A 24,559-nucleotide genomic window follows, 5' to 3' on the forward strand; every position below is an offset into this window, starting at 1 on the left:
GCCAAATGAATGACTCAACGCACTGCATTTACACTGACTGTCAGCCCCAAGATACCTGCACGTTTGTCTCGACTGGAGGAATTGTCGAATAATCTCTGGTACAGTTGGGACCGCGCCACCCGCGCACTGTTTTCCCGACTCGACCAGCAACTGTGGGAAGCTGTCGGGCACAGCCCCAAAGCTTTTCTCAGGCGAGTGGACGAATCATTGCTACTCCAGGCAGCAGAAGATCTGACTTTTCTCAGCCATTACAACAGCGTTCTGTCTGCTTATGATTCTTATCATTCAGAACCTTCCCGCTACCAGGCCATCAACGGAATCGAAGCACGCGATCAGGTTGCCTATTTCTGTTTCGAGTTCGGTTTCCATGAGAGTCTGCCGGTTTATTCCGGTGGTCTCGGTATTCTGGCAGGCGATCATTGCAAAGCAGCAAGTGACCTGTGCCTGCCTTTTGTAGCAGTAGGATTGCTTTATCGGCAAGGCTATTTTTTTCAGACCATCGATGGCCAGGGCAATCAGCAACCTGTTTTCTGTGATTCGGATTTCGAGGATCTGCCGGTAAAACCGGCATTGCATGACGATGGTTCAGAGGTTCGGATATCGGTTCGTTTTCCTGGCCGGGTCGTCACCGTCAAAGTATGGCGGGCTCAAATCGGACACGTCGGTTTATATCTGCTTGATACCGACTTGCCGGATAACTCCGAATATGATCGCCTGATCACACACCAGCTTTACGGCGGCAATAAAACCATGCGCATCGAGCAGGAAATCATCCTCGGTGTGGGTGGTGTGGCTGCATTGAGAGCAATGGGTATCAAACCGACGATCTGGCACAGTAATGAAGGCCATGCCGCTTTTATGATGCTGACGCGTGCACTCGAACTCGTACGACAGGGACTGGATTTCGCCAGTGCAACGGAAGCCGTCGCGGTCAATACCATCTTTACCACTCATACAGCTGTCCCGGCAGGCCACGACCATTTCCCGGAAGACATGATGCACCGTTATTTCGAGGATTTTTATCACGAGCTAAAAATTTCCCGGGAAGAGTTCATGGCGCTTGGCCATACTCCAGGCAATCATGATTTCAACATGACTGCGCTGGCAATCCGCATGTCACGTATGCACAATGGCGTCAGCAGAATCCACCGGGATGTTTCCGCCAATATCTGCCACGATATGTGGCCGCAGATCGAGCCTGAAGAAAATCCGATTGATTACGTTACCAATGGCGTCCATGTACCGACATTTCTGGCACAGGAATGGACTGATCTGTTTGATCGTCGACTTGGTTCCCAGTGGCGCAGCAAGCAACATGCCCCCGAATTCTGGTCGCGCATCCACGACATTCCCGACCATATCTTCTGGAGCGTGCGGCAAAGTCTGAAATCACAGATGTTTTACGGTATTCGTGCGCGCCTGACCGAACAGAATTTACGCAATCATGGCTCTGAAGCTCATCTCGAACGGCTGCTCAGATTTGTCGACCCGATCAATCCGAATATATTGACACTCGGTTTTGCGCGCCGTTTTGCCACCTATAAACGGGCAACATTGCTGTTCCAGGATCTCGACTGGTTGCGCAAACTGCTGCTCGATGCAGCCAGACCGATTCTGCTTATTTTCGCCGGCAAGGCCCATCCGGCCGATCTGCCGGGTCAGGCCCTGATTCGCCATATTCATCAGGTTGCAGACATGCCGGAATTCAGGGGGCGTATCCTGCTAGTGGAAGGGTATGATCTGCGTCTTGCCCGGCGACTGGTATCGGGCGTTGATGTCTGGCTCAACAATCCCATCTACCCGCTGGAAGCCAGCGGGACATCAGGCATGAAAGCCGGAATCAATGGCACACTCAATCTGAGCATACTCGATGGCTGGTGGGGAGAAGGCTACGATGGCAAAAATGGCTGGGGAATCAAACCCGTCTCCGAGAACATGGAAGATTCATTACGCGATGCCGAAGAAAGCCGAGCCTTCTATGAAATTTTGCAGGACCAGGTCATTCCACTTTACTACGACCACAGTAAGTTCGGCTACTCGGCTGATTGGGTCAGAATGGCCAAAAACTCAATGGTTTCACTGTTACCGCGTTATGGAACCGGGCGAATGGTGGGAGAGTATGTTCAGAAGTTTTACGCGCCTGCCAGCCGGCAAGGTACTGGCTACAGTCAGGATAATTTTGCAATTGCCAGAAGCATTGCCGCCTGGAAAGCACGAATCAATGCAGCATGGGACGGTGTAAGCGTACGACGACTTGATACGCCCGGCAAGCAGCTCGAATTTGGCAGCACCATGCATTTCAAGCTCGCAGTAAAATTAAACGGTTTGCAGCCTGAGGATGTAGTCGTGGAACTGCTGCTCTCCCGGCAATATAACAAAACCAGACTCAGTCAATTCAAGCACTTCCGACTGGAATGTACCGGCCCCCTCGGATCGCACGAACATCAGTTCGAACTGAACCATGTACCGGAGTTGTGTGGCAGACAACAATACTATCTACGTATCTACCCCTACCACCCGCTACTGACTCATCCCCTGGAAATGGGCAAGATGGTATGGTTGTAAATACAACTAAGCAATCCTTACGCCATGGCAGTGTGATTATGGCAACGTCAGCAGGAAATTGTCGATCAGTCGCGTCTGATTCAGCCATGCTGCGCCTAGTATAACGAGGCTGGAATCGCTTGCTGCCACTGGCAGCAGCGTATGTTGCTGACGCACCGCAACATAATCGACCACCCAGCCACGCTTGCTCAATTTTTCGGCGGCAAGTTGTTCCAGCAGCGGAAAGTCCCGTTCACCTGAAGCGATGCTGTCTCTGATCTGTTTCAGATGGTGTGCCAATTCGCCTGCCTCCTGCCGCTGGGTAGCATCGAGGTAATTATTGCGGGAACTGAGCGCCAGACCATCCTCATCCCGCACTGTTTCACCTGCAATGATCTCTACCGGTAAGTTCAGTTGATCAACCATTCTGTGAACAACCTGCAACTGCTGATAGTCTTTTTCACCAAACACAGCTATATGGGGCTGCACGATATTGAACAGCTTCAGCACGACCGTCGTCACTCCACGGAAAAAACCCGGCCGGCAAGCCCCTTCCAGGGTATCCGCCACGGGCGGGAGCAGCAATTGAAATTCCTGTGGAACAGGATAGAGCGTTTTTTCATCCGGCATAAATACGATATCCGCACCCTGCTCCTCCAGCAACCGGCAGTCATCCGACCAGGTGCGGGGATAGCGGTCAAAGTCTTCATGTGGAGCAAATTGCAGACGATTGACGAAAATACTGACAACCGAACAACTGGCATGTTTCTGTGCAATCCGGACCAGAGACAGATGCCCGGCGTGCAGATTACCCATGGTCGGCACAAAAGCCACTGAAGCTTCATGCCTCAACCGTGCACGCAACGGCGCAATATCAGTAATGATTTCCATGAAAACGGCCTGTTCCTGACCTATCAGAACGTATGTTCATATGCGGGAAATGCCCCAAGCTTGACTGCTTCGACATAATTGCTGACAGCGGTTTGAATACTGTCTGCGTCCATCATGAAATTTCTGACGAAACGCGGCAAAGTACCAGAGCTGATACCCAACATGTCGTGCAACACCAGTACCTGCCCGGAACACGCTGCACCAGCACCAATACCGATGGTGGGAATGGAAAGCAACCGGGTAATTTCCTCACCCAATACAGCCGGAATCAGTTCCATCAGCAGCATGGCTGCTCCTGCCTCTTGTAACAGGAGTGCATCTTCACGCAATTGTCTGGCATCATTCGGCGTTTTCCCCTGAACCCTGTAACCGCCCAACTGGTGAACAAACTGGGGCATCAATCCGATATGGGCACAGACCGGAATTCCGCGGCAGGATAAAAACTCTACGGTTTCGGCCATATGCTGCCCTCCCTCGATCTTGACCATCTGCGCACCAGCAGCCATCAACCGGACAGCATTCCCGAACGCCTCCTGCGGAGACACCTGGAACGTGCCAAAAGGCATATCGGCCATGATAAATACCCTGTGGGTACCGCGTTCCACGCACCGGACGTGATAAATCATCTCATCCAATGTAACCGGCAAGGTGCTGGATTTCCCCTGCACCACATTCCCGAGCGAATCTCCCACCAGCAGAATATCGACCCCCGCCTCTTCCAGTACCGCAGCAAACGTTGCGTCATAGCAGGTCAGTACCGCTATTTTCTCTCCCTGCTCGCAAGCATTCTGCAGCGTTGTAATCGTCATCCGTTTCGCAGCTGACTGATCCATCTAACTGGCTCCGACGTTGAAATACTCACGCGCGCTGCGCATCTGGTCGATACGTGCCAGCAGCATGTCGAGATCGGCAAGATTGTGTGCCAGATCGATATGCTCGCTGTTCACGATCATGACCGGCGCCTGATCATATTCATAAAAAAATCGCATATATCGCTCCGTCAACCGTCTCAGATAATCTTCCGATATACGCTGTTCCAGCGCGTTACCACGTTGTCTGATACGTCTGATCAGAATTTCGGGTGCCGCCTGCAGATAGATCACCAGATCAGGTCTGGGTGCATTCAGAGGCATGTGCTCGCGAATCTGCCGGTAAAGTCCATGCTCAGGCTCACTGAGCGTGACATCTGCAAACAACCGGTCTTTTTCAAACAGAAAATCGCTTATGACCGAGCGCGAAAAAACGTTCTCCCGTTCCATCGACTGTAATTGCTGCATGCGCTGAATCAGGAAAAACAATTGTGTGGACAAGGTATGTCGTGACATATCCCCATAAAATTTTTCCAGAAACGGATTGGCTTCCGGCTGCTCCAGCATGAGTGAATAGTTCAGCCGGGTTGCCATATTACGGGCAAGGCTGGTTTTACCCGCACCGATGGGCCCTTCAACGACGATATAGCGACAGCGCTCCAGGTTCATGATGATGCAATACACTCCAATGGTTGCGCTGCACATGCAGCAAGACACGCAACGGCCGAACCCCTCCCTGGAATCACGCAATCAGCCACGATTTCCAGCAGAGGCTGCAACACAAAGGCCCGTTCATGCATACGCGGATGCGGCAGAACCAGTTTTGTATCGTTGTGTTGCAAGTTCTCGAATAACAGAATATCGAGATCGAGGATACGCGGGGCATTGGGGAAAGTACGTACACGACCGCAAGCACGCTCGATTTCCAGCAGTGCATCGAGCAGGTGATGGGGTGTCAGATTTGTTTCCATCTGCACCACGGCATTGATGAAGTCGGGCTGATCAATGTGCCCGACCGGTGCTGTGCGATAAAGTGAAGAACGTTTTACCAGACGAGAGTGTTCCAGCCCGGCCAGCAGCATCATTCCTCGCCTGACCTGGGACAGGGGATTTTCGAGGTTACTGCCCAGCGCGATGAAAACCTGGCTGACGGATTCCGAATGCAAAGGAAGTATCATGAAATTTCCTGATTGGCGGATTCGATCTTTTCGCCTGCCGGTTTGCTGCTGCGACGGCGTTTTCTGCGACGTTTGGCCGGGGCCTCCTGCAGCAACATCGCTTCGCGGGCAGCGTTATCGGTATTTTTGAATATTTGCCACCACTGCCCCAATTCCTGGTCGACCTCCCCGCTTTTACAACGCAGCAGCATAAAATCATAGGCAGCCGGAAAATGTGGATGCTCCAGCAGCCGAAACGGCTTGCGCCCTGAACGTGCCTGAAATCTCGGCTGCATCGACCAGATATCATAAATGATACCGTCATGCCTGCGCGGAATGGCCAGCCGGCTGCGCTGAGTCGCCAGCACATCTCCCATCGCCCGGTGTAACGCAGGGATCATTTTTTCACTGGCTTTCAGATGGGTATCCCATACCGCCAGTACTTCATGCCACAGCAACGCGGCGAACAAAAATCCTGGTGAAACCGGTTTATCCTGCCGTACCCGCTCATCGGTATTTTTCAGTACCAGCGAAATGAACCGTTCACCCAGAGGCTGCTCCAGAATCACATCCAGCATCGGCAGCAATCCATGATGCAGGCCACGGGCACGCAAATCTATCACGGCTGCCAGAGCATGGCCGGAAAACAGCAATTTCAGCATCTCATCAAACAGGCGTGCCGGCGGAACATTCAACAACAGCGGCGCCAGATCACCAATCGGTGCGGCAGTCCTGTCATCTATCTGGATACCGAGTTTGGCAGACAAACGCACCGCCCGCAGCATTCGCACCGGATCTTCCCGATAACGCTGTTCAGGCTCACCAATGATGCGCAGCCGTTTTGCCATCACATCCTCGAAGCCGTCGAGATAGTCGAGAATCTCCTCTGTGGCCGGATCATAGAACAGAGCATTGATGGTGAAATCACGACGTCTCACATCTTCTTCCTGGCTGCCAAAAACATTGTCGTGCAGCAGTCGCCCGGTTGCATCTGTATTGGCTTGCACGTCTTCCGTCTCGACCAGATCATCCGCCATCTTGCCGCGAAAAGTGGATACTTCGACGATTTCACCTTTGCTGATGACATGTACCAGACGAAAACGGCGACCGATGATACGTGAGTGGCGGAAGACGGCGCGCACCTCTTCGGGTGTGGCATTGGTGGCAACATCATAATCCTTGGGTTTCAATCCCAGCAGCAGATCACGCACGGCACCGCCCACGACATAAGCGGAATAACCTGCCTGCTGCAAAGCCAGCGCAACTTTCAGCGAGCCCGAGCTGATACGATTGCGTGGAATACCATGCTGTTCACAGCTGATAATTCGGAATGCCGGATCAGCAACAACAGATTCAGTAGAGCCGAAGGAAAAAATACGGTGCAGAAATTTACGGATCATGCCTGGATGCAATTCCTATGAACAGCAAATTATACACTTGGTGACGAACCAGATTCTGATGAAACCTCGGAAAGTCCGGTAAGTAAAAAGCAAACAACCATACCGGCACATATACATGGTACGCGGTACACGACAACACTGCATTCTGTCGGTTATTCCCGTCGATATCCCAACAACCCCTGCAGGATACGTACGAAGTAGTAACACATCCAGTTCAGCGAACGCTTGATTCGCGAGCGGCTTTTCCAGGAATGCAGCGACACCGGGTAAGACTCCTCCAATGCCTGTTGCAGACTGCTCCGCAATTCCACCGCAAATACCTGATCACTGATAACGACGTTGGCCTCACGCGCCAGTAACAGACTGAACGGGTCGATATTGGAAGAACCGACAGTAGACCAGGCACTGTCAATAACGGCCACCTTGGCGTGCAGATACCCATGCCGGTATTCGTAAATACTGATACCGGCATCCAGCAAGTGGCCATAGAGCGCGTGCATGGCGTAATGCTGCAAGCGGTATTCCGATTTTCCCTGCAGCAGAAGTATGACTGAAACACCTCGCTGTGCTGCCCGGGCAAGAGCCTGCCGGAAATGCTTGCCAGGAAGAAAATAGGCATTGGCAAGAATGATTTCCCTGCGCGCGGCCGCAATCGATCTGAGATAGCAACGCTCGATACTGTGCCGGTTACGCAGATTATCCCTGATAACCAGCGATGCACGCTGATGACCTGCCGGCAGACGGCTGGCCATGACGGGTGAACAGTTTGTCCAGCGTTTTTTGAAATACACCCATGCAGCCAGCATCCACAGATGTCTTGCTGCAGCATGAATTTCTGCCAACAGCGGGCCTGCAACCTGGACAGCATAATCAAAGCGGGGAAACGAAGCATCAGGCTCAGAGCAATCATCAATGATGTTGATCCCCCCTACAAACGCCACGCTGGCATCCATTACTGCCAGTTTGCGATGCATTCGGCGCAGGCGGTAACGTTTGAACCGGAACGAAAAAAATTCCTGCCGGTAGATCAGCACCTGCACACCCGCTGCAAGCATCTCCTGAATCACTATTCTGGACAGTCCGTGAGAACCGAACCCATCGATCAGCAGGTGGACGGCTACTCCACGCTGCGCTGCCCGCTTGAGTGCAGCGGCAATACGGGCACCGGTTGCGTCATACTGAAAAATGTAGGTTTCGAGGTGGATTTCCTGCCTGGCAGAATCGATGGCCGATTCCAGTGCCGGAAAATACTCCGTACCGGAGTGTAATAACGTTATCTGATTACCTTCGACAAAATCGGGCCAACTCATGTACGCATGATATTAGCCGACAATACGGCATGATCGGAAATACGTGACCAGGGGCGATTATGCAAAATTTGGGCATTCTTCACCTGAAAACCACGAATATAAATCCGGTCCAGGCGCAACAACGGCAAAACGGAAGGGAAACTGCGTGCTGCTTTACCGTGCGTATGCTGGAACACTTCAACCAGATTCAGGCGGCTGGCCAGAAGCGGGTTTGCCGCCCCGCGCCAGTCATTGAAATCCCCTGCGACCACCAGTGGTGCATCAGGAGATACCAGTTGCCGGATACGCTTTTCTATTGCCTCCAGTTGCTGGCTCCGGCCGCGCCTGAATAATCCCAGATGGACACAAATACAGTGCAGTGTATCCTTCCAGCCGGGAATGGCCAGCTCACAATGCAGCAATCCACGGCTTTCAAAACGGTGTGCCGAAATATCCTCGTTTTCCCAGTTCACAATGGAAAAACGGCTGAGAATGGCATTCCCGTGATGGCCATGACCATAAACTGCATTCTTGCCATAAGCGAAATCCGGCCACATCGAATCTGCCAGAAATTCATACTGGGTATTTCTTGGCCAATCCCGGAAACGGGTCGCATGCAGTGCGTGTTCTCCGACCACCTCCTGCAAAAAAACGACATCCACATCCAGACCATGCAATTGATCACGTAATTCGTGCAAAATCAAACGCTGGTTGAAAAATGATAATCCCTTGTGGATATTGTAAGTGGCTATATGCAACGTTCGACCGGTCTCATGCTCCCCCCTGTTTTCAGGTGGAGAAATCGATCTGTCGAAATCAGCCGGTGCTCTGGATATCGACATTATTTTGAGACTTCGAGCATTTTTTCCAGTGTCAGCTTTGCCAGGCTGGCTTGCGGCTCCGGCACCCTGATCTGATTGACCACACGACCTTCCGCCAGATTTTCAAGCGACCAGGCCAGATGTTGCGGGTCGATCCGTGCCATGGTCGAGCACATGCATACCATCGGCGACATAAACTGGATAATTTTTCCTTCTGCCTTGAATTCCTCGGCAATACGCCCAACCAGATTCAGCTCCGTCCCGACCAGCCAGCGGGTACCGCTTTTGGCGGCTCGAATGGTGTTGATGATGTACTCGGTCGAACCGACATAATCGGATGCCTTACATACTTCAAAGCTGCATTCCGGGTGGGAAATGACCAATCCATCCGGATACTGATTGCGAAAACGAAGAATATGCTGTGGCTGAAACATCTGATGCACCGAACAATGCCCTTTCCATAGCAGGATTCTGGCTTTCTCGATCTGTTCCGGCGTTAGTCCGCCCATGGGCTCATCGAAATCCCATACCGGCATTTCATCCGGCGACAACCCCATCTTGTATCCACTCCAGCGTCCCAGATGCTGATCCGGAAAAAACAACACTTTTTCACGCCGGGAAAATGCCCATTGCAAAATCTTCACCGCATTGCTGGAGGTACAGACGATCCCGTCATGCTGCCCGCAAAAAGCCTTCAGATCAGCACTGGAATTGATATAGGTCACGGGAGTGACTCGCTCGTCCGGATCGAGCACTTCTGCCAGCTCGCGCCAGACTCGCTCCACCTTGGTGAGATTAGCCATATCCGCCATGGAGCAGCCGGCAGAAAGATCGGGCAATATGACAGTCTGTTCAGAGCTGGAAAGAATATCCGCTACCTCTGCCATGAAATGCACCCCGCAAAATACCAGGAATTCGGTATCGGTCCTGGCTGCAAGATACGAAAGTTTGAGCGAATCCCCGGTCAGATCGGCATGACAGTAAACATCCGCACGCTGATAGTGGTGCGCCAGTATGATGGCACGCTTTCCCAGTTTCTGTTTCGCTGCCACAATCCGCCGGGCACATACATCATCCTGCAGTAATTCGTAGTTTTCGAAATCGATTGCGTTTGCTTGCATTTTCAATTCAGCTTTATTTATCGTGAACTATGACCATAATCACATTGAGATACTTATTCAAGCAGAAAGTGCAAATTTGTAAGAACGTAATTCTGCCGATCTGCCGTAAAACAGAGATTTCCAGTTTTGGATACCATAACCATTACGTAAACAGGGTTCTGTTATAATTCCGAAAAGCATTCTGTTAACAGTATGTTGCCTCTCCTCGGCCGTATTGCTCAATCGGAAGTAACCGGAAAAACAGTGTATGTTCGTAGCAAACCTTGTGCGGCAGGTGTTTTAACATGACACGCTCATTATTCCTGAAACCATCTGTGTGGCTGACCGTTTTACTTTTGCTTACTCTGTGGCTGGATAAAAATCTCCAGCGTCCGGATTCACAACAGGACAGCGGCACACAGCAGGAAATAGACTACATCATCGAGAATCTTGATGGGATACAGATCAATCACGAACTGAAGGTCAACCGTTTTTTTTCAGCTGACAAGCTGACTCACTATCCGGTAGGAGATATCACACAACTGGAACATATCGGTCTTGTCAGCATTGAACCGGATAAACCCCTGCTCAGAGTAACTTCCGGTCGGGCCGAGCTGGCCGGGGGAGATAATGATATTTTTCTGACCAGGAATGTTGCCATCATCAGAGGTGAAGACAAGGATAAAGATAAAGTAACGATGCTGACCGATTTTTTGCATCTGATTCCGGATACGGATATCGCCAAAACTGACCAGCCAGTTACTGTCACCAGAATGAACAGCGTCATCAACGCCATCGGGTTATTCATGAACAACCAGACTGGTGAAATTCTGCTGCAATCGCGGGTCACTGCACACGATGATCGTACGCCGCGCACTGCCCGTTGATTCCGGCTTCATCCGTATAAATACTAATTTTTCTGGATCAGTACAGAACAAACCAGATGAGAAAATGTAATTTACAAGCAGCACATGGATATTCTGGGCTGTTCAACATGGCATGGCCGAATAGAGCCATCTTTTCAAGCTTCCTCAGCTTATTTCTCATATTTTTCTCAAGTATCGTCTTGGCTGAACGTGCCGATCGAGACAAACCGATTCATCTGGAAGCCGATCACGCCACGGTCGAGGATTACAAACGCAAAGGAGAGTTTCGTACCAGTATATTTACCGGCAATGTCGTCCTGACACAGGGCACACTTGTCCTCCGGGCAGATAAAGTGATCATGAAGGAAGATGCTGCCGGTTACCGATATGCCACGGCGTATGGTGATCTGGTCAGTTACCGCCAGAAACGTGATGGCGTCAATGAATATGTCGAAGCATGGAGCAAACGCGCAGAATATGATGACAAAACCGACAAAATTGAACTATTCGGAAGTGCACGCCTGAAACGCGGAGCCGATGAAGTGGAAGGGGATTATATTTCCTACGATATAGCAAGTGATTTTTTCCAGGTATCTGGTCGGCAACAATCGGAAAACGATAAGAATTCCGACCACAGGGTACGTGCCGTGATTCAGCCGAAAGCAAAACAATCCGATACTGAAACAGGGAAGTGAAATCACCGGAGAATACGTCAGATGCGGATAATGTATGAGTGAATTACGAGCCGAAAATCTGAAAAAAAGTTATCAGTCGCGTACAGTAGTAACTGATGTATCTTTTTCTGTGCGCAGCGGCGAAGTTGTTGGTCTGCTCGGCCCTAACGGTGCCGGAAAAACAACCTGCTTTTACATGGTAGTCGGACTGGTTCCATTGAACGGGGGAGAAATCTTTCTGGATGAGCACAATCTGAGCCGATTGCCGATCCATCAACGTGCTCGCCTGGGGTTGAGTTATCTTCCCCAGGAAGCCTCGGTTTTCCGCCGGCTCTCGGTCGAAGAAAATGTTCTTGCGGTACTGGAGTTGCAGCAGCTTCAAAAAGATGAAATTCAGCGGTATCTGGATGAGTTGCTGCACGATCTGCATATCAGCCATCTACGCGAAAGTTCGGGCATGAGTTTATCTGGTGGAGAACGGCGACGTGTAGAGATTGCACGGGCACTGGCATCCCGGCCGCGCTTCATCTTGCTGGATGAACCTTTTGCCGGTGTGGATCCGATCGCCGTCATGGATATCCAGAGAGTCATCAGCTTCCTCAAATCACGCGGTATCGGCGTACTGATCACAGATCATAATGTCCGGGAAACGCTCAGGATATGTGACCGGGCCTATATCATCAGCGGCGGAACCGTACTGGCCAATGGAGCCCCTGCAGAAATCATTACTGACGAACGTGTCAGAGAAGTGTATCTGGGCGAAAACTTCAGACTCTGACAGGATATGAAACCAACCCTGCAACTCAAGCTCAACACCGGCCTTACGCTGACACCGCAGTTACAGCAATCTATCCGGTTACTGCAACTGTCTACGCTCGAGCTCAATCAGGAAATCACGCGTCTCGTACAGGAAAACCCCCTGCTCGAACTGGATGAAGGGATTGATCAGGATGGATTTGAGACTGGAGGACCGGATATTTCCCTGTCACCTTCAGATTCGTCTGCTGCAACAGAAAGCAATGGAATCTCAGAAATCGGAAAAAATACAGATATCCAGAGTGATTGGCCGGATGACCCGTTATATGCCGATCAGGAATTTTTCTTCGATACACGTAGGCGGAGTGATGAAGACCATGACCAGGATTTCTCGCGCTTGATCAGCAAACCCGTCAGTCTGCGGGAACACTTGCTCTCACAAATCAGTCTAGGGCAATACTGTGAGCGCAGTAAGAAAATCGCCGAACTGCTGGTGGACAGCCTCAATGACGATGGGTATTTGTCTCAAGATCTGGATGAGCTTGCGGAATTGCTACCACCCGAATTGGAAATCAGTACCGCAGATCTGGAGTCAGCTCTGGATTATATTCAGCAACTGGATCCACCGGGTGTGGGGGCGCGCAATCTGCAGGAATGTCTGTCCTTACAACTTAAAGCATTACCGGGCAACACGCCATTGCGAGATGAAGCGCTCAAACTGGTAAACGGGCATCTGGAGAGTTTTGCTGCTAAAAATTTCCAATTACTCAAAAAGGTGCTTGATTGTAATGAAACTTGTCTGCAATCGATCTACCAGCTGATTACTCAACTCAATCCCAAGCCTGGTGATGATTTCAATACGACAACAGCACGTCATGTCATCCCGGACGTGATCGTGACCCGGTCAGACAGCGGCTGGGGGGTACGGCTCAACTCCGATTCGGTTCCGCGCGTGCGCATCAACAGCTTGTATGCCGGTATTTTGAAACACCATCGCACGGAAGCAACTCAGATGCTGATGGGTCAGTTGAAAGAGGCCCGCTGGCTGGTCAGAAATCTCGATCAACGGATGGATACCATACTCCGGGTCAGTCAGGCGATTGTCGATTGTCAGCAAGCTTTCCTCGAACAGGGCGAAACTGCTATACGTCCTTTAGTTATGCGCGAAATTGCTGTGACACTTGGGCTGCACGAATCGACCATTTCGCGCGTTACGACTCAGAAATACATGCGGACACCGCACGGTATTTTTGAGCTCAAATATTTTTTTGGCAGCCATATCCCGGCTGAAAGGGGAGAAGCACATTCAGCCATTGCCATCCGTGGGCTGATCAAGCGGCTGATTCAAGATGAAGATCGCAGAAAACCGCTCAATGACAGTCAGATTTCACAGATGCTGGCGCAGCAGGGTATTGTTATTGCTCGCCGTACGGTTGCAAAATATCGGGAGTTCATGCATATTCCCCCGACTAATTTACGCAAAACACTCTAGGGAAGTTCTAAATATAAAGTGAGCAACGGCTAGGCAAAGCGAAACAAGGCGAGAAAACCCGGTTTACATTCGGTAAATTATTCTTCTGCCTGATTTCATCACTGCCTGGCTGGAGGTCGCTTTTGAGCTTCCCTGGAGTATCTTTGCACACGATCCCCTCATATAAGGAGAAAGAATGAATTTGAATCTCACCGGCAATCATGTAGAAATTACACCTGCCATGCGCGACTATGTTTTGTCCAAAATTGAGAGGATTACACGTCATTTTGACAATATCATCGATATCAACGTGATCCTTTCCGTAGATAAACTCAAACAAAAAGCCGAAGCCACAGTCAATCTGCGTGGCAAGGAAATTTTTGTTGAAGCGGATGGTCTCGATATGTATGCCTCGATTGATAACCTGGTAGATAAGCTTGATCGCCAGATCCTTAAATATAAGGAAAAAAATATTGATCGACGTGATAATCAAGGTGGATTGAAAGATCAGGAATTTGAACAATCCGAGTAAGGCCAGCTTTCTCCGTATCTTTGCAAAGAACGACAGCAATAATGCTGGAAGAATAAAACGGGGCAACGCCTGCCCAACAGTCACCAGAATCGTGCTGTCTGACACATAAAACAACCGATCTGCAGAACTGCTGCAACAGGCCCGGGCACCTGAGAAAACAACACAAGCAGACAGCCCCGTTTCCGACAAAAAGGTTACACTGCCCGATTTTCTAAAGTGGTCTGAGTCCCCATGAATCTCATTGCTCAATTATTGCCGGAATCCAATATCATTATTGATCTGGATGCGACCAGCAAGAAACGTGTATTTGAGCAGGTTGGTCTGTTGTTTGAAAATACCCTGCACATCGCACGCAGCCAAGTGTTTGACAGTTTGTTCGCACGTGAGAAACTCGGGTCGACCGGGCTTGGCCAGGGAGTGGCCATTCCCCATGGCCGCATCAAAGGGTTGCGCGAAGCTGCTGCAGCACTGGTCAGAATGAAGGAAGCCATACCTTTCGATGCTCCGGACGGCCTGCCGGTCAGTATCGCCTGTATTTTGCTGGTACCGGAAAAAGCGACAGACCAACATTTGCTGATACTGAGCGAACTGGCACAAATGTTCAGTAATAAAAATTTCCGCGAGAAATTGCTTCACGGCCGGGATGCCAAAGAAATCCATCAGCTCATCTCTGACTGGGTGCCTGAACATGTCCCAGGTTAGCATCACGCAACTGTTTGAAGAAAACCAGGAAAAATTAAATCTGCAATGGGGTGAGCCATCTGCTGTCATCGACAGACAGCTTGAGAACCATCAAATCAACAATTCGACACAGGAGTTGATTGGCCATCTCAACTTCGTTCATCCCAACTGGATACAGGTGCTAAATCAGACATCCGTCAACTATCTCGATCAGCTTGATGATGTTTCCCTGAAAAAACGGCTGAACCAACTTGCCAAAAGCCAGCTTGCCTGCCTGATCGTGGCAGATGATGCACCGATCCCGAATGCCATCAGACAGTTTGTGAATGAACAATCCGTTCCACTGATCCAATCAGCGACTGCCAGCCTTGAAATCATCTGGAGATTACAATCCTATCTCGCAAGAATGCTGGCACCTGCCATCACCCGACATGGTGTACTGCTGGACGTACTCGGCATGGGCGTCATGATTACCGGTGAAAGCGGAGTCGGTAAAAGCGAACTGGCACTGGAACTCATCAGCCGCGGCCATGGACTGGTCGCAGACGACGTCGTCGAATTACACCGTATCGGTCCGGAAACCCTCGAAGGCCAGTGTCCGCCACTACTGCGTGATTTTCTCGAAGTACGTGGACTGGGCATGCTGAACATTCGCACCATATTCGGAGAAACAGCGGTCCGTCGACGTAAAAATATGAAGCTGATCGTACACCTTGAAAAGACCGTTGGCAGCAGTATCAACGCTTATGAACGGCTGCCACTGAGCAACCTCAACGAAATCATTCTGAACGTCGGCATACGCAAGGTCATCATTCCGGTTGCTGCCGGTCGTAATCTGGCAGTACTGGTAGAAGCTGCAGTCCGGAATTACATTTTGCAGTTGCGCGGAATCGACAGCACCCAGGAGTTTATCCGCCGGCATGAATCGGAAATGGCCGGCAATACGGCGGAACACTTCGATGACTCTCATAACGAATAAAGCAAAGGACTATTTCCGGTGGTCAGTTCTTTAGGAAACATGAGCGAACAGAAAACCATTACCGTCGCCCTGACTGGAGCATCCGGCATGCCATACGGTATTCGCCTGCTGGAAATACTGCTGAAGCAGGGCCATCGGGTTTATTTACTCTATTCTCAAGCCGCACAAATCGTGGCGCAACAGGAAATGGCTCTGACATTGTCTCCTCGTCCCAAAGAAACGGAGGCTTTCCTGAATGGCTATTTCAATGTCGAGCCGGGACTGCTCAAGGTTTTTGGCCGGGAAGAATGGTTTGCACCAGTTGCTTCCGGCTCCAACCCGGCCGATGCAATGGTAATTTGTCCCTGTACCATGGGTACGTTATCAGCCGTGGCAGCCGGCTTAGGACAGAAACTGATAGAACGTGCAGCCGATGTAATGCTGAAGGAGCAACGCAAACTCATCATCGTTGCCCGGGAAACACCTTTTTCCGCTATTCATCTGGAAAATATGCTGAAGCTCGCACACAGCGGAGCAGTGATACTACCTGCCAACCCCGGTTTTTACCATTTGCCTGAAAGCATTCAGGACATCGTCGATTTTATCGTCGCACGTATACTTGATCAGCTTGGTGTAACACATACTCTGCTGCCGCGCTGGGGATGTGACGCATAAGCTGGGAGCTGCTTTTCTCTGAATCAATCTCGCCAAGTAAAACCGCTAATTCCCCGATCAAGCCGTTTCTGACTGCACAATCGGTGCTGTCAGCGGCACAAGGCCGGTATCTGTCCGATGCAGAATGGACTGTTCCGTCACGATATAATCCATTGGAATATCATGTTGCTGCGGATGAATCGTTGGCAGACGGAGTATTTCAAATGCCACACCAATTGCTAGCGGACGTGGGCTCATCGCAGCGAGTGTCCGGTCGAAGTAACCGCTGCCGTAGCCAAGCCGGTAACCCTGTTCATCAAAGCCGAGCAATGGAATGATGATACTGTCGACAGTGATTCCACGGGTATTATCGGGAAACGGTATCCCATAAATATCCTTTTTCATAGGCGCTTCCGGCCACCATTCGATGAATCTGAGTGGCTCATCTTTACTGATGACTTCCGGCAGAGCAAGAGTAGCACCGCGTGTTCTCAAGAATGTCATGGCCGGGATCGGATCATATTCTCCCTGATGCGGCCAGTAAAACCCGATCCGCTGATTTTCCAGGAAAGGAAACCCTTGTGTCAGTACGGCAGTAATCGCATCGCTCCAGAGCATGCGTTGTGTTACCGGAACCTGCTGGCGCAATTCGCGCAAGCGTGCACGTTGCTGCTGTTTCCAGTGCCGGAGTGCTGCGTTATTCATGAATGTGATACTGGAAGTAAGGGTAGGCCATTGACAGCAGTTTTCTCACAGGAACAGGTATGGCTTGCTGCATGGCTTGTTCGATTGTCAACCAAAGGTAACTGTTTTCCTCACATTTTTCTTCACATACCGGCTGGTGCATTATTGATTGCAACAAGTGTGGCTGAATGATCAATTTAAAATGTGTGAAGGTATGCTGCAAATGAGGAAGCCTGGCAAGTTTTGTCACCCGCACATGTAAATTCTTTTCACAGTAATCAATACTGTCCTGATCGACAGACATTTCTGGAAAACACCACAATCCCCCCCAGATACCGGAAGCTGGCCGTTTTTTTAGCAGGATCCGTTCCTGATCCAAGAGAATCAAATGCACAGTTTCTCTGACAGGAAGCGTTTTCCTAGGCTTAGGCACAGGCAAATCAGCTGTCAGATCATTCTGACAGGCAATACAATCGGCCTGCAGCGGGCAATATTGGCAACGCGGCCGGCTGCGCGCACAGACCAGCGCACCTAAATCCATTAGTGCTTGTGTATAAGATACCACGATTTGGTGGTTGCTCTCCTCAGCAGGCAACAGGCTTTCCGCCAGTTGCCACAGCCGTTCTTCAACCGATTTTTCGCCTGGGTAGCCGCTGATCCCGAAGTAACGCGCCAGAATACGTTTGACATTCCCGTCAAGAATCGTACCGCGCTCACCAAACGCAAAAGCGGCAATGGCTGCCGCAGTAGAACGGCCGATTCCAGGTAATCGCTGAAGTGTGGCTGCATCCTGTGGAAACACACCACTATACTGTTCCATGATGACGCATGCCGCCCGGTGCAAGTTACGTGCGCGCGAGTAATAACCCAAACCGCTCCATAACGTGAGCACATCTCCCACCGGCACGCCAGCCAGTGAAGCAACATCCGGAAAACTGGCCATGAATCGCTGGTAATACGGGATAACTGAGCTTACCTGCGTTTGTTGCAGCATGACCTCTGATACCCATATTGCATAGGGATCTCTGGTACCCTGCCATGGTAGAGAATGTCGCCCGCATTCGAGTTGCCAGCGGATCAGCCTGCCGGCGAAAGAATCAGGTGCATCCGCTGGAAAATGGATTGTACCGGCTGTCCGTGGAGTCATTCAGTTGATAGTGGCGTAATCGGACAAATCAGATTTCCTGATCATCACTTTTTTCCACGTACTTCCCCAGCAATATTGCCTGCAGGATAACGAAAGCAAACATGAGTCCCATAAAACCAAACAACTTGAAATTTACCCAGGTATCCGTCGAATAGTTATAGGCCACATAAAGATTGATGATCCCCATGACACTAAAAAATACTGCCCAACTGGCGTTTAGACGAGGCCATACCGGCTCAGGCAACCTGATTTGATCTTTCATCATGACCCGGATCAGATTTTTTTCGAAAATCTGATTTGCCAGAAATAGAACCGCGGCAAACAGCCAATAAAGCACAGTCGGTTTCCATTTGATAAAAGTTTCATCCTGAAAAATCAGTGTTGCCCCTCCAAAAACGACAATGATGGCAAGGCTCACCCACAACATATTGTCAACCTTGCGATGGCGCAACCACACCCAGCCAATTTGTACGAATGTGGCAATGATTGCAACCGCTGTCGCGTTATAAATACCGTAGACTTTATACGTAATGAAAAACAGGATTACCGGAAAAAGATCAAAAAGAAACTTCATGAAAAATACCCTTAGGGTTACCGATCAAAGTATAGTAACAGTGGTCATCATTCGATATGGTAACAGTCGCCGTTTACCCATTATCACAATGAAATGAATCTGGAACAGTAGCATAAACTCACCGAACCGTGCATCCGTCTGAATGACATGCAGATATCAGGGCAGGTTTTTCCGGATCAAACTGCTGCCCGGCAAGATTGAGCATTACTGGTCGCGATGAAAGAATCAGAACAGTACGATTATTGAGCAATACCTGTAACGCCTGCAGCAAAGCAGTATTATCGGTATTGAAACAGGCAGTGGTTTCATCGAGGATGATGATACTTGGATTTTTTAGCAATGCTCGCGCGATGAGAATACGCTGCCGCTGGTCATCTGAAAATATCAGAGCAGGTTGATTGATTTTTGTCTGCAATCCTTGCGGCAGCTTGCGGATAAATTCCATCGCCTGGCTGGCGTGAGCGGCTGTCGTAATTGCTATTTCCCTGCTACAACAGGCACTGCCATAAGCAATATTGATGGCAACCGTATCGCCCAATAAATCCTCATCTGCTGCAATCCAGGCAATGTAGCTGCATAATTCAGCAGGGTTTATCCGTTTGGTGTCATTATCATCGAGCAGAATTCTGCCTGTTGATGGTTGCACGAAACCACAGACGAGATCTGCAAACAGCCGGTTGATATTAGCATCCCGGTTTATCAATGCAATTTTTTGTCCGGATGCTATTTCAAGATTGAAGTGAGGTAACTGGCATTCCGTCGCCCCTCCCCGGAAACTGACTCCTTCAAACCGTAATTTCCCTTTGCCACGTCTAAACTGAGTAGTATAAGGATTTTCCTCGACTATTCTGGAATCCTGATTCAGCAGTGGGAAGATCACTTGTAATGCTTCACTGCATTGTTTCAATAACAAGTTGATGCTGAAAAGTCGTTGTAACGGGAAAATCAGCATTGCACCCGCCATAAAAAATGCAGCAGCATCACCTGCTGTCAATTGATTCGAAGCGAGTTGTTGTAATAAATAGTAAAGAGAGGCTGTCAGTACCCCTATCAGAAGAACATATGCGAGCAATTCCATCAATTTTGTTTGTCTGAATTGCTTTTGCAAAAAGGATTGGAGTTGCTCGAAACTATTTCGAGTATGCCTGATCTCCTGCTTATAACCTTTATCCAGGTGAATTATTCGGTTAAGTCGCAGTGCTTTGGACAGACACCTGGATACTTCATACTGTTTCTGACCCAGCATATCCTGCTGGCGAGCGTTCGCACGAAATATCTGCCCGATAAAAAATATTGTTGCCAGCATTGCCAAAACCAGCAATGACATCTCCGGATTCAGCCAGGCCATTACGCCCAGCAACCCGGCCGCAGTCAGCAAATCCCGAGATAAGCAGACTCCCAATAAACTGACATTGTGGCCCAACTTTTCAATGCTTTGAAAGAAGTACAAGGAGATTGTCTCCGCTGGAAAATCAGAACAGGCCGGAGGCAATGCCAGTAATTTTTTGAACAGCTCCGTACGTATATCGAGTATGGCCCTGCCTAGTAAGCGTTCAAGCACATAATAGACAACCCAGTCAGCAAAAATGGCTGCCAGCAGAAGAATCATCAGTATCAGCGGAAGGGATTGCATTAGCTGCCGGTTACCTCCTGGCAGTATTTGGGTAAACAGCTGGCCGACCACCAGAGGAATCAATGTAATAGCTAATGCAAATAAACCGCCAGCGATCAGAATAGATATCAGAGTTAACCAGTGAGATCCGCTCCGGGTAACAAAGCGGGTTAACAGTTCTATTGGGGGAGCCGGTTGCTTATCTGGCATTACAAGAGGAAAAATGGCGGAATCAGCCTAACAGGTGAACTATATCAGCTCACATTACGGCTGATAATAACTAAGGAAAATAATACCAGAAGGCCGCAAAGCTTTGATTATTCGATATTGCTATGGCCGAGGAAGAATGCCTACTTCACTGACTAGTCAATAGCTGTCACTAACTGAATGTAGTATAAGAAAATTTTTAATTATAAATTAAAACAATCTGTATAGCTTAAAAGCGAGAATCAAATCAAATGATCTGACGGCAGTGTCAGGTGCATTTTTTACAGATCAAATAATATATAAAAATGTATAGCAGGAGAAAAAAGGAAGGGTAATACTCAAAAAATCAATAGAATAAAGAATAAGTACATGAAGCCTTAATGGTAAAAATTAGATTGTGTTTACAAAAACCTAACTTTACATAAACGAAAATTAAGGAAGAAATACCACAGATAAAAACAAACACTAACATAAGAGGAAGCCTGGCGGTGACCTACTTTCACATGTGGAAACACACTATCATCGGCGCTGCTTCGTTTCACTTCTCTGTTCGGGATGGGAAAAGGTGGGTCCAAAGCGCTATGGCCGCCAAGCAAAAACGGTAAAATTGGGTATTAGGCAAAATATTAAATTTGCCAATACATTGACTCAATTTTCAAGATTATAGGATCAAGCCTCACGGTCAATTAGTATCGATTAGCTTAACGCATTACTACGCTTACACATTCGACCTATCAACGTTGTAGTCTTCAACGAACCTTTAGGGGAATTAAATTCCCGGGAAATCTAATCTTATGGCAAGTTTCCCGCTTAGATGCTTTCAGCGGTTATCTCTTCCGCACTTAGCTACCCGGCGATACGACTGGCGTCATAACCGGTACACCAGAGGTGCGTCCACTCCGGTCCTCTCGTACTAGGAGCAGCCCCACTCAAATTTCCAACGCCCACGGCAGATAGGGACCAAACTGTCTCACGACGTTTTAAACCCAGCTCACGTACCACTTTAAATGGCGAACAGCCATACCCTTGGGACCGACTACAGCCCCAGGATGTGATGAGCCGACATCGAGGTGCCAAACTCCCCCGTCGATATGAACTCTTGGGAGGAATCAGCCTGTTATCCCCGGCGTACCTTTTATCCGTTGAGCGATGGCCCTTCCATACAGAACCACCGGATCACTATGACCTGCTTTCGCATCTGCTCGACTTGTCAGTCTCGCAGTTAAGCACGCTTATGCCATTGCACTATCAGTACGATTTCCGACCGTACCTAGCGTACCTTCGCACTCCTCCGTTACTCTTTGGGAGGAGACCGCCCCAGTCAAACTGCCTACCATACACGGTCCCCGATCCAGATAATGGACCTGGGTTAGAACTCCGATCATTCCAGGGTGGTATTTCAAGGTTGGCTCCATACACTCTGGCGAGCATATTTCACAGCCTCCCACCTATCCTACACAAGAATAATCAAAATCCAATGTAAAGCTACAGTAAAGGTGCACGGGGTCTTTCCGTCTAGCCGCGGGTAGATTGCATCTTCACAAACATTTCAACTTCGCTGAGTCTCAGGAGGAGACAGTGTGGCCATCGTTACGCCATTCGTGCAGGTCGGAACTTACCCGACAAGGAATTTCGCTACCTTAGGACCGTTATAGTTACGGCCGCCGTTTACCGGGGCTTCGATCAAGAGCTTGCACCCCATCACTTAACCTTCCGGCACCGGGCAGGCGTCACACCCTATACGTCCACTTTCGTGTTTGCAGAGTGCTGTGTTTTTATTAAACAGTCGCAGCCACCATTTCTTTGCAACCTCATTCTGCTTCATGCGTGTAGCACTACACATACTAGAGGCACACCTTCTCCCGAAGTTACGGTGTCAATTTGCCGAGTTCCTTCTCCTGAGTTCTCTCAAGCGCCTTAGAATTCTCATCCCACCCACCTGTGTCGGTTTACGGTACGGTCTTTATTTAACTGAAGCTTAGTGGCTTTTCCTGGAAGCATGGCATTACTTACTTGGCCTCCCGAAAGAGGTTTCGTTATCACATCTCGACTAAGCTATCCGGATTTGCCTAAATAGCATGTCTACCTGCTTCAACCGGGACATCCAACACCCGGCTAAGCTAGCCTTCTTCGTCCCCACATCGCATTAAATAAAGGTACTGGAATATTAACCAGTTTCCCATCAGCTACGTATTTCTACCTCACCTTAGGGACCGACTAACCCTGCGCCGATGAACGTTGCACAGGAAACCTTGGGTTTTCGGCGAGGAAGCTTTTCACTTCCTTTATCGCTACTCATGTCAGCATTCGCACTTCCGATACCTCCAGCAACCTTCACAAGTTACCTTCACAGGCTTACGGAACGCTCTCCTACCACTTGCAATTAAATTGCAAATCCTTAGCTTCGGTGTACAGTTTAGCCCCGTTACATCTTCCGCGCAGGACGACTCGATCAGTGAGCTATTACGCTTTCTTTAAAGGATGGCTGCTTCTAAGCCAACTTCCTGACTGTCTATGCCTTCCCACTTCGTTTACCACTTAACTGTATCTTTGGGACCTTAGCTGAAGGTCTGGGTTGTTTCCCTTTCGACACCGAACGTTAGCACCCGATGTCTGTCTCCCATACTTGCACTCTTTGGTATTCGGAGTTTGCAATGGTTTGGTAAATCTTGACGACCCCCTAGCCATAACAGTGCTCTACCCCCAAAGGTAATATATGAGGCACTACCTAAATAGTTTTCGGAGAGAACCAGCTATTTCCAGATTTGTTTAGCCTTTCACCCCTACCCACAGCTCATCCCCTAATTTTTCAACATTAGTGGGTTCGGACCTCCACGAGGCATTACCCTCCTTTCATCCTGGCCATGAGTAGATCATCTGGTTTCGGGTCTACACCCAGCAACTTATCGCCCTATTAAGACTCGTTTTCACTACGCCTCCCCTATCGGTTAAGCTCGCTACTGAATGTAAGTCGCTGACCCATTATACAAAAGGTACGCAGTCACCTCTTTCAAGGCTCCTACTGTTTGTATGCATGCGGTTTCAGGATCTATTTCACTCCCCTCCCGGGGTTCTTTTCGCCTTTCCCTCACGGTACTGGTTCACTATCGGTCGATTACGAGTATTTAGCCTTAGAGGATGGTCCCCCTATATTCAGACAGGATTACACGTGCCCCGCCCTACTTATTGCAATCTTAGTTCCACATTCAGACTTTCACCTACGGGACTATCACCCACTACGGTTTAACTTTCCAGATAATTCGGTTAGTCTAAATATTATTAACTGCAGGCTGGTCCCATTTCGCTCGCCACTACTCTGGGAATCTCTGTTGATTTCTTTTCCTCTGGTTACTTAGATGTTTCAGTTCTCCAGGTTAGCCATCATCTCCCTATATATTCAGGAGTGATTACCCTTACGGGTGGGTTTTCCCATTCGGACATCTCCGGATCAAAGCTTGTTTGCCAGCTCCCCGAAGCTTTTCGCAGGCTTCCACGTCCTTCATCGCCTGTAATCGCCAAGGCATCCACCACATGCACTTATTCACTTGATCCTATAATCTTGAAAACTTAATAACAAAAATAAAAACTTGTTATATTCATCAACACTATAGATTTAGATTATGCTTTACAAAACACAATCTTACCCAATTTTTATTTTTTAAAGAACAAAAAGCAGAATTTATTTTTTGAGTCTAACCGGTTTAATTGGTGGAGGTGAACGGGATCGAACCG

General features: G+C 49.3%; 21 protein-coding genes, 1 tRNA gene and 2 rRNA genes (1 of these 24 running past the window's edge). 9 read left to right on the plus strand and 15 right to left on the minus strand.

Going from position 1 to position 24,559, the window contains the following annotated elements:
* Positions 1-9: 9 nt before the first annotated feature.
* On the plus strand, positions 10-2,565 hold the full coding sequence (glgP, locus tag B5D58_RS00295; RefSeq protein WP_011110726.1) for an alpha-glucan family phosphorylase: 2,556 nt from the start codon (positions 10-12) through the stop codon (positions 2,563-2,565).
* Positions 2,566-2,601: 36 nt separating this feature from the next.
* Here the strand turns inward: glgP and panC are convergent, their stop codons facing one another.
* The 8 genes from panC to nadA form a co-directional block, all read right to left on the minus strand.
* The gene (panC, locus tag B5D58_RS00300) at positions 2,602-3,435 is read right to left on the minus strand and encodes a pantoate--beta-alanine ligase (RefSeq protein WP_011110725.1); all 834 of its coding nucleotides are present in this window, start codon (positions 3,433-3,435) and stop codon (positions 2,602-2,604) included.
* Between the two features lie 23 nt (positions 3,436-3,458).
* A complete protein-coding gene (gene panB, locus B5D58_RS00305; protein WP_011110724.1) occupies positions 3,459-4,268 on the minus strand; it encodes a 3-methyl-2-oxobutanoate hydroxymethyltransferase in 810 nt (269 codons plus the stop codon).
* Entirely contained in the window at positions 4,269-4,913 is a 645-nt protein-coding gene (locus tag B5D58_RS00310; RefSeq protein ID WP_011110723.1) for a deoxynucleoside kinase, read from the minus strand.
* A complete protein-coding gene (gene folK, locus B5D58_RS00315) occupies positions 4,910-5,422 on the minus strand; it encodes a 2-amino-4-hydroxy-6-hydroxymethyldihydropteridine diphosphokinase (RefSeq protein ID WP_011110722.1) in 513 nt (170 codons plus the stop codon). Before folK ends, B5D58_RS00310 begins: the two co-directional genes overlap by 4 nt.
* A complete protein-coding gene (gene pcnB, locus B5D58_RS00320; RefSeq protein ID WP_011110721.1) occupies positions 5,419-6,801 on the minus strand; it encodes a polynucleotide adenylyltransferase PcnB in 1,383 nt (460 codons plus the stop codon). Before pcnB ends, folK begins: the two co-directional genes overlap by 4 nt.
* Positions 6,802-6,953: 152 nt before the next feature.
* Entirely contained in the window at positions 6,954-8,111 is a 1,158-nt protein-coding gene (gene clsB / locus B5D58_RS00325; RefSeq protein WP_011110720.1) for a cardiolipin synthase ClsB, read from the minus strand.
* Positions 8,108-8,932, minus strand: coding sequence for an endonuclease/exonuclease/phosphatase family protein (locus B5D58_RS00330; RefSeq protein ID WP_011110719.1), 825 nt, complete (start codon positions 8,930-8,932; stop codon positions 8,108-8,110). The genes clsB and B5D58_RS00330 overlap by 4 nt, the downstream gene beginning before the upstream one ends.
* The gene (nadA, locus tag B5D58_RS00335) at positions 8,932-10,032 is read right to left on the minus strand and encodes a quinolinate synthase NadA (protein WP_011110718.1); all 1,101 of its coding nucleotides are present in this window, start codon (positions 10,030-10,032) and stop codon (positions 8,932-8,934) included. Before nadA ends, B5D58_RS00330 begins: the two co-directional genes overlap by 1 nt.
* A 284-nt stretch (positions 10,033-10,316) precedes the next feature.
* On the opposite strand from nadA, the gene lptC reads away from it, so the two are divergent.
* The 8 genes from lptC to B5D58_RS00375 all read left to right on the plus strand — a co-directional run bounded on the left by lptC (position 10,317) and on the right by B5D58_RS00375 (position 16,624).
* Positions 10,317-10,898 carry an LPS export ABC transporter periplasmic protein LptC gene (gene lptC, locus B5D58_RS00340; RefSeq protein WP_011110717.1) on the plus strand — a complete coding sequence of 194 codons (582 nt, stop codon included), beginning with the start codon at positions 10,317-10,319 and terminating at the stop codon, positions 10,896-10,898.
* 107 nt (positions 10,899-11,005) lie between these two features.
* On the plus strand, positions 11,006-11,572 hold the full coding sequence (gene lptA / locus B5D58_RS00345; RefSeq protein ID WP_041356910.1) for a lipopolysaccharide transport periplasmic protein LptA: 567 nt from the start codon (positions 11,006-11,008) through the stop codon (positions 11,570-11,572).
* Positions 11,573-11,606: 34 nt separating this feature from the next.
* Complete coding sequence (lptB, locus tag B5D58_RS00350; RefSeq protein ID WP_011110715.1) at positions 11,607-12,329, plus strand: LPS export ABC transporter ATP-binding protein; 723 nt, start codon at positions 11,607-11,609, stop codon at positions 12,327-12,329.
* 6 nt (positions 12,330-12,335) lie between these two features.
* Positions 12,336-13,799 (plus strand): RNA polymerase factor sigma-54, encoded by a 1,464-nt coding sequence (locus B5D58_RS00355; protein WP_011110714.1) that lies wholly within the window; start codon positions 12,336-12,338, stop codon positions 13,797-13,799.
* 175 nt (positions 13,800-13,974) lie between these two features.
* The gene (gene hpf, locus B5D58_RS00360) at positions 13,975-14,310 is read left to right on the plus strand and encodes a ribosome hibernation-promoting factor, HPF/YfiA family (protein ID WP_011110713.1); all 336 of its coding nucleotides are present in this window, start codon (positions 13,975-13,977) and stop codon (positions 14,308-14,310) included.
* Between the two features lie 231 nt (positions 14,311-14,541).
* Positions 14,542-15,012 (plus strand): PTS sugar transporter subunit IIA, encoded by a 471-nt coding sequence (locus B5D58_RS00365; protein WP_011110712.1) that lies wholly within the window; start codon positions 14,542-14,544, stop codon positions 15,010-15,012.
* Positions 14,999-15,970: an HPr(Ser) kinase/phosphatase gene (hprK, locus tag B5D58_RS00370; protein WP_011110711.1), complete on the plus strand. Its 972-nt coding sequence runs from the start codon at positions 14,999-15,001 to the stop codon at positions 15,968-15,970. Before B5D58_RS00365 ends, hprK begins: the two co-directional genes overlap by 14 nt.
* Positions 15,971-16,009: 39 nt before the next feature.
* A complete protein-coding gene (locus B5D58_RS00375; protein WP_041356264.1) occupies positions 16,010-16,624 on the plus strand; it encodes a flavin prenyltransferase UbiX in 615 nt (204 codons plus the stop codon).
* A 57-nt stretch (positions 16,625-16,681) separates the two neighbouring features.
* Here B5D58_RS00375 and B5D58_RS00380 read toward each other — a convergent pair whose 3' ends face one another.
* The 7 genes from B5D58_RS00380 to B5D58_RS00410 form a co-directional block, all read right to left on the minus strand.
* A complete protein-coding gene (locus tag B5D58_RS00380) occupies positions 16,682-17,308 on the minus strand; it encodes a 5-formyltetrahydrofolate cyclo-ligase (RefSeq protein WP_011110709.1) in 627 nt (208 codons plus the stop codon).
* Entirely contained in the window at positions 17,301-18,434 is a 1,134-nt protein-coding gene (gene mutY / locus B5D58_RS00385) for an A/G-specific adenine glycosylase (protein WP_011110708.1), read from the minus strand. Before mutY ends, B5D58_RS00380 begins: the two co-directional genes overlap by 8 nt.
* A gap of 28 nt (positions 18,435-18,462) precedes the next feature.
* A complete protein-coding gene (locus B5D58_RS00390) occupies positions 18,463-19,008 on the minus strand; it encodes a septation protein A (protein ID WP_011110707.1) in 546 nt (181 codons plus the stop codon).
* A 118-nt stretch (positions 19,009-19,126) separates the two neighbouring features.
* Entirely contained in the window at positions 19,127-20,830 is a 1,704-nt protein-coding gene (locus B5D58_RS00395) for an ABC transporter transmembrane domain-containing protein (protein ID WP_011110706.1), read from the minus strand.
* A gap of 477 nt (positions 20,831-21,307) precedes the next feature.
* Positions 21,308-21,420, minus strand: a 5S ribosomal RNA gene (rrf, locus tag B5D58_RS00400).
* A gap of 72 nt (positions 21,421-21,492) precedes the next feature.
* Positions 21,493-24,378: ribosomal RNA gene (locus B5D58_RS00405) — 23S ribosomal RNA — on the minus strand.
* 155 nt (positions 24,379-24,533) lie between these two features.
* A tRNA-Ala gene (locus B5D58_RS00410) sits at positions 24,534-24,559 on the minus strand (it continues 50 nt past the right edge of the window).

The sequence above is a fragment of the Nitrosomonas europaea genome (assembly GCF_900167395.1).
GTDB lineage: Bacteria > Pseudomonadota > Gammaproteobacteria > Burkholderiales > Nitrosomonadaceae > Nitrosomonas > Nitrosomonas europaea.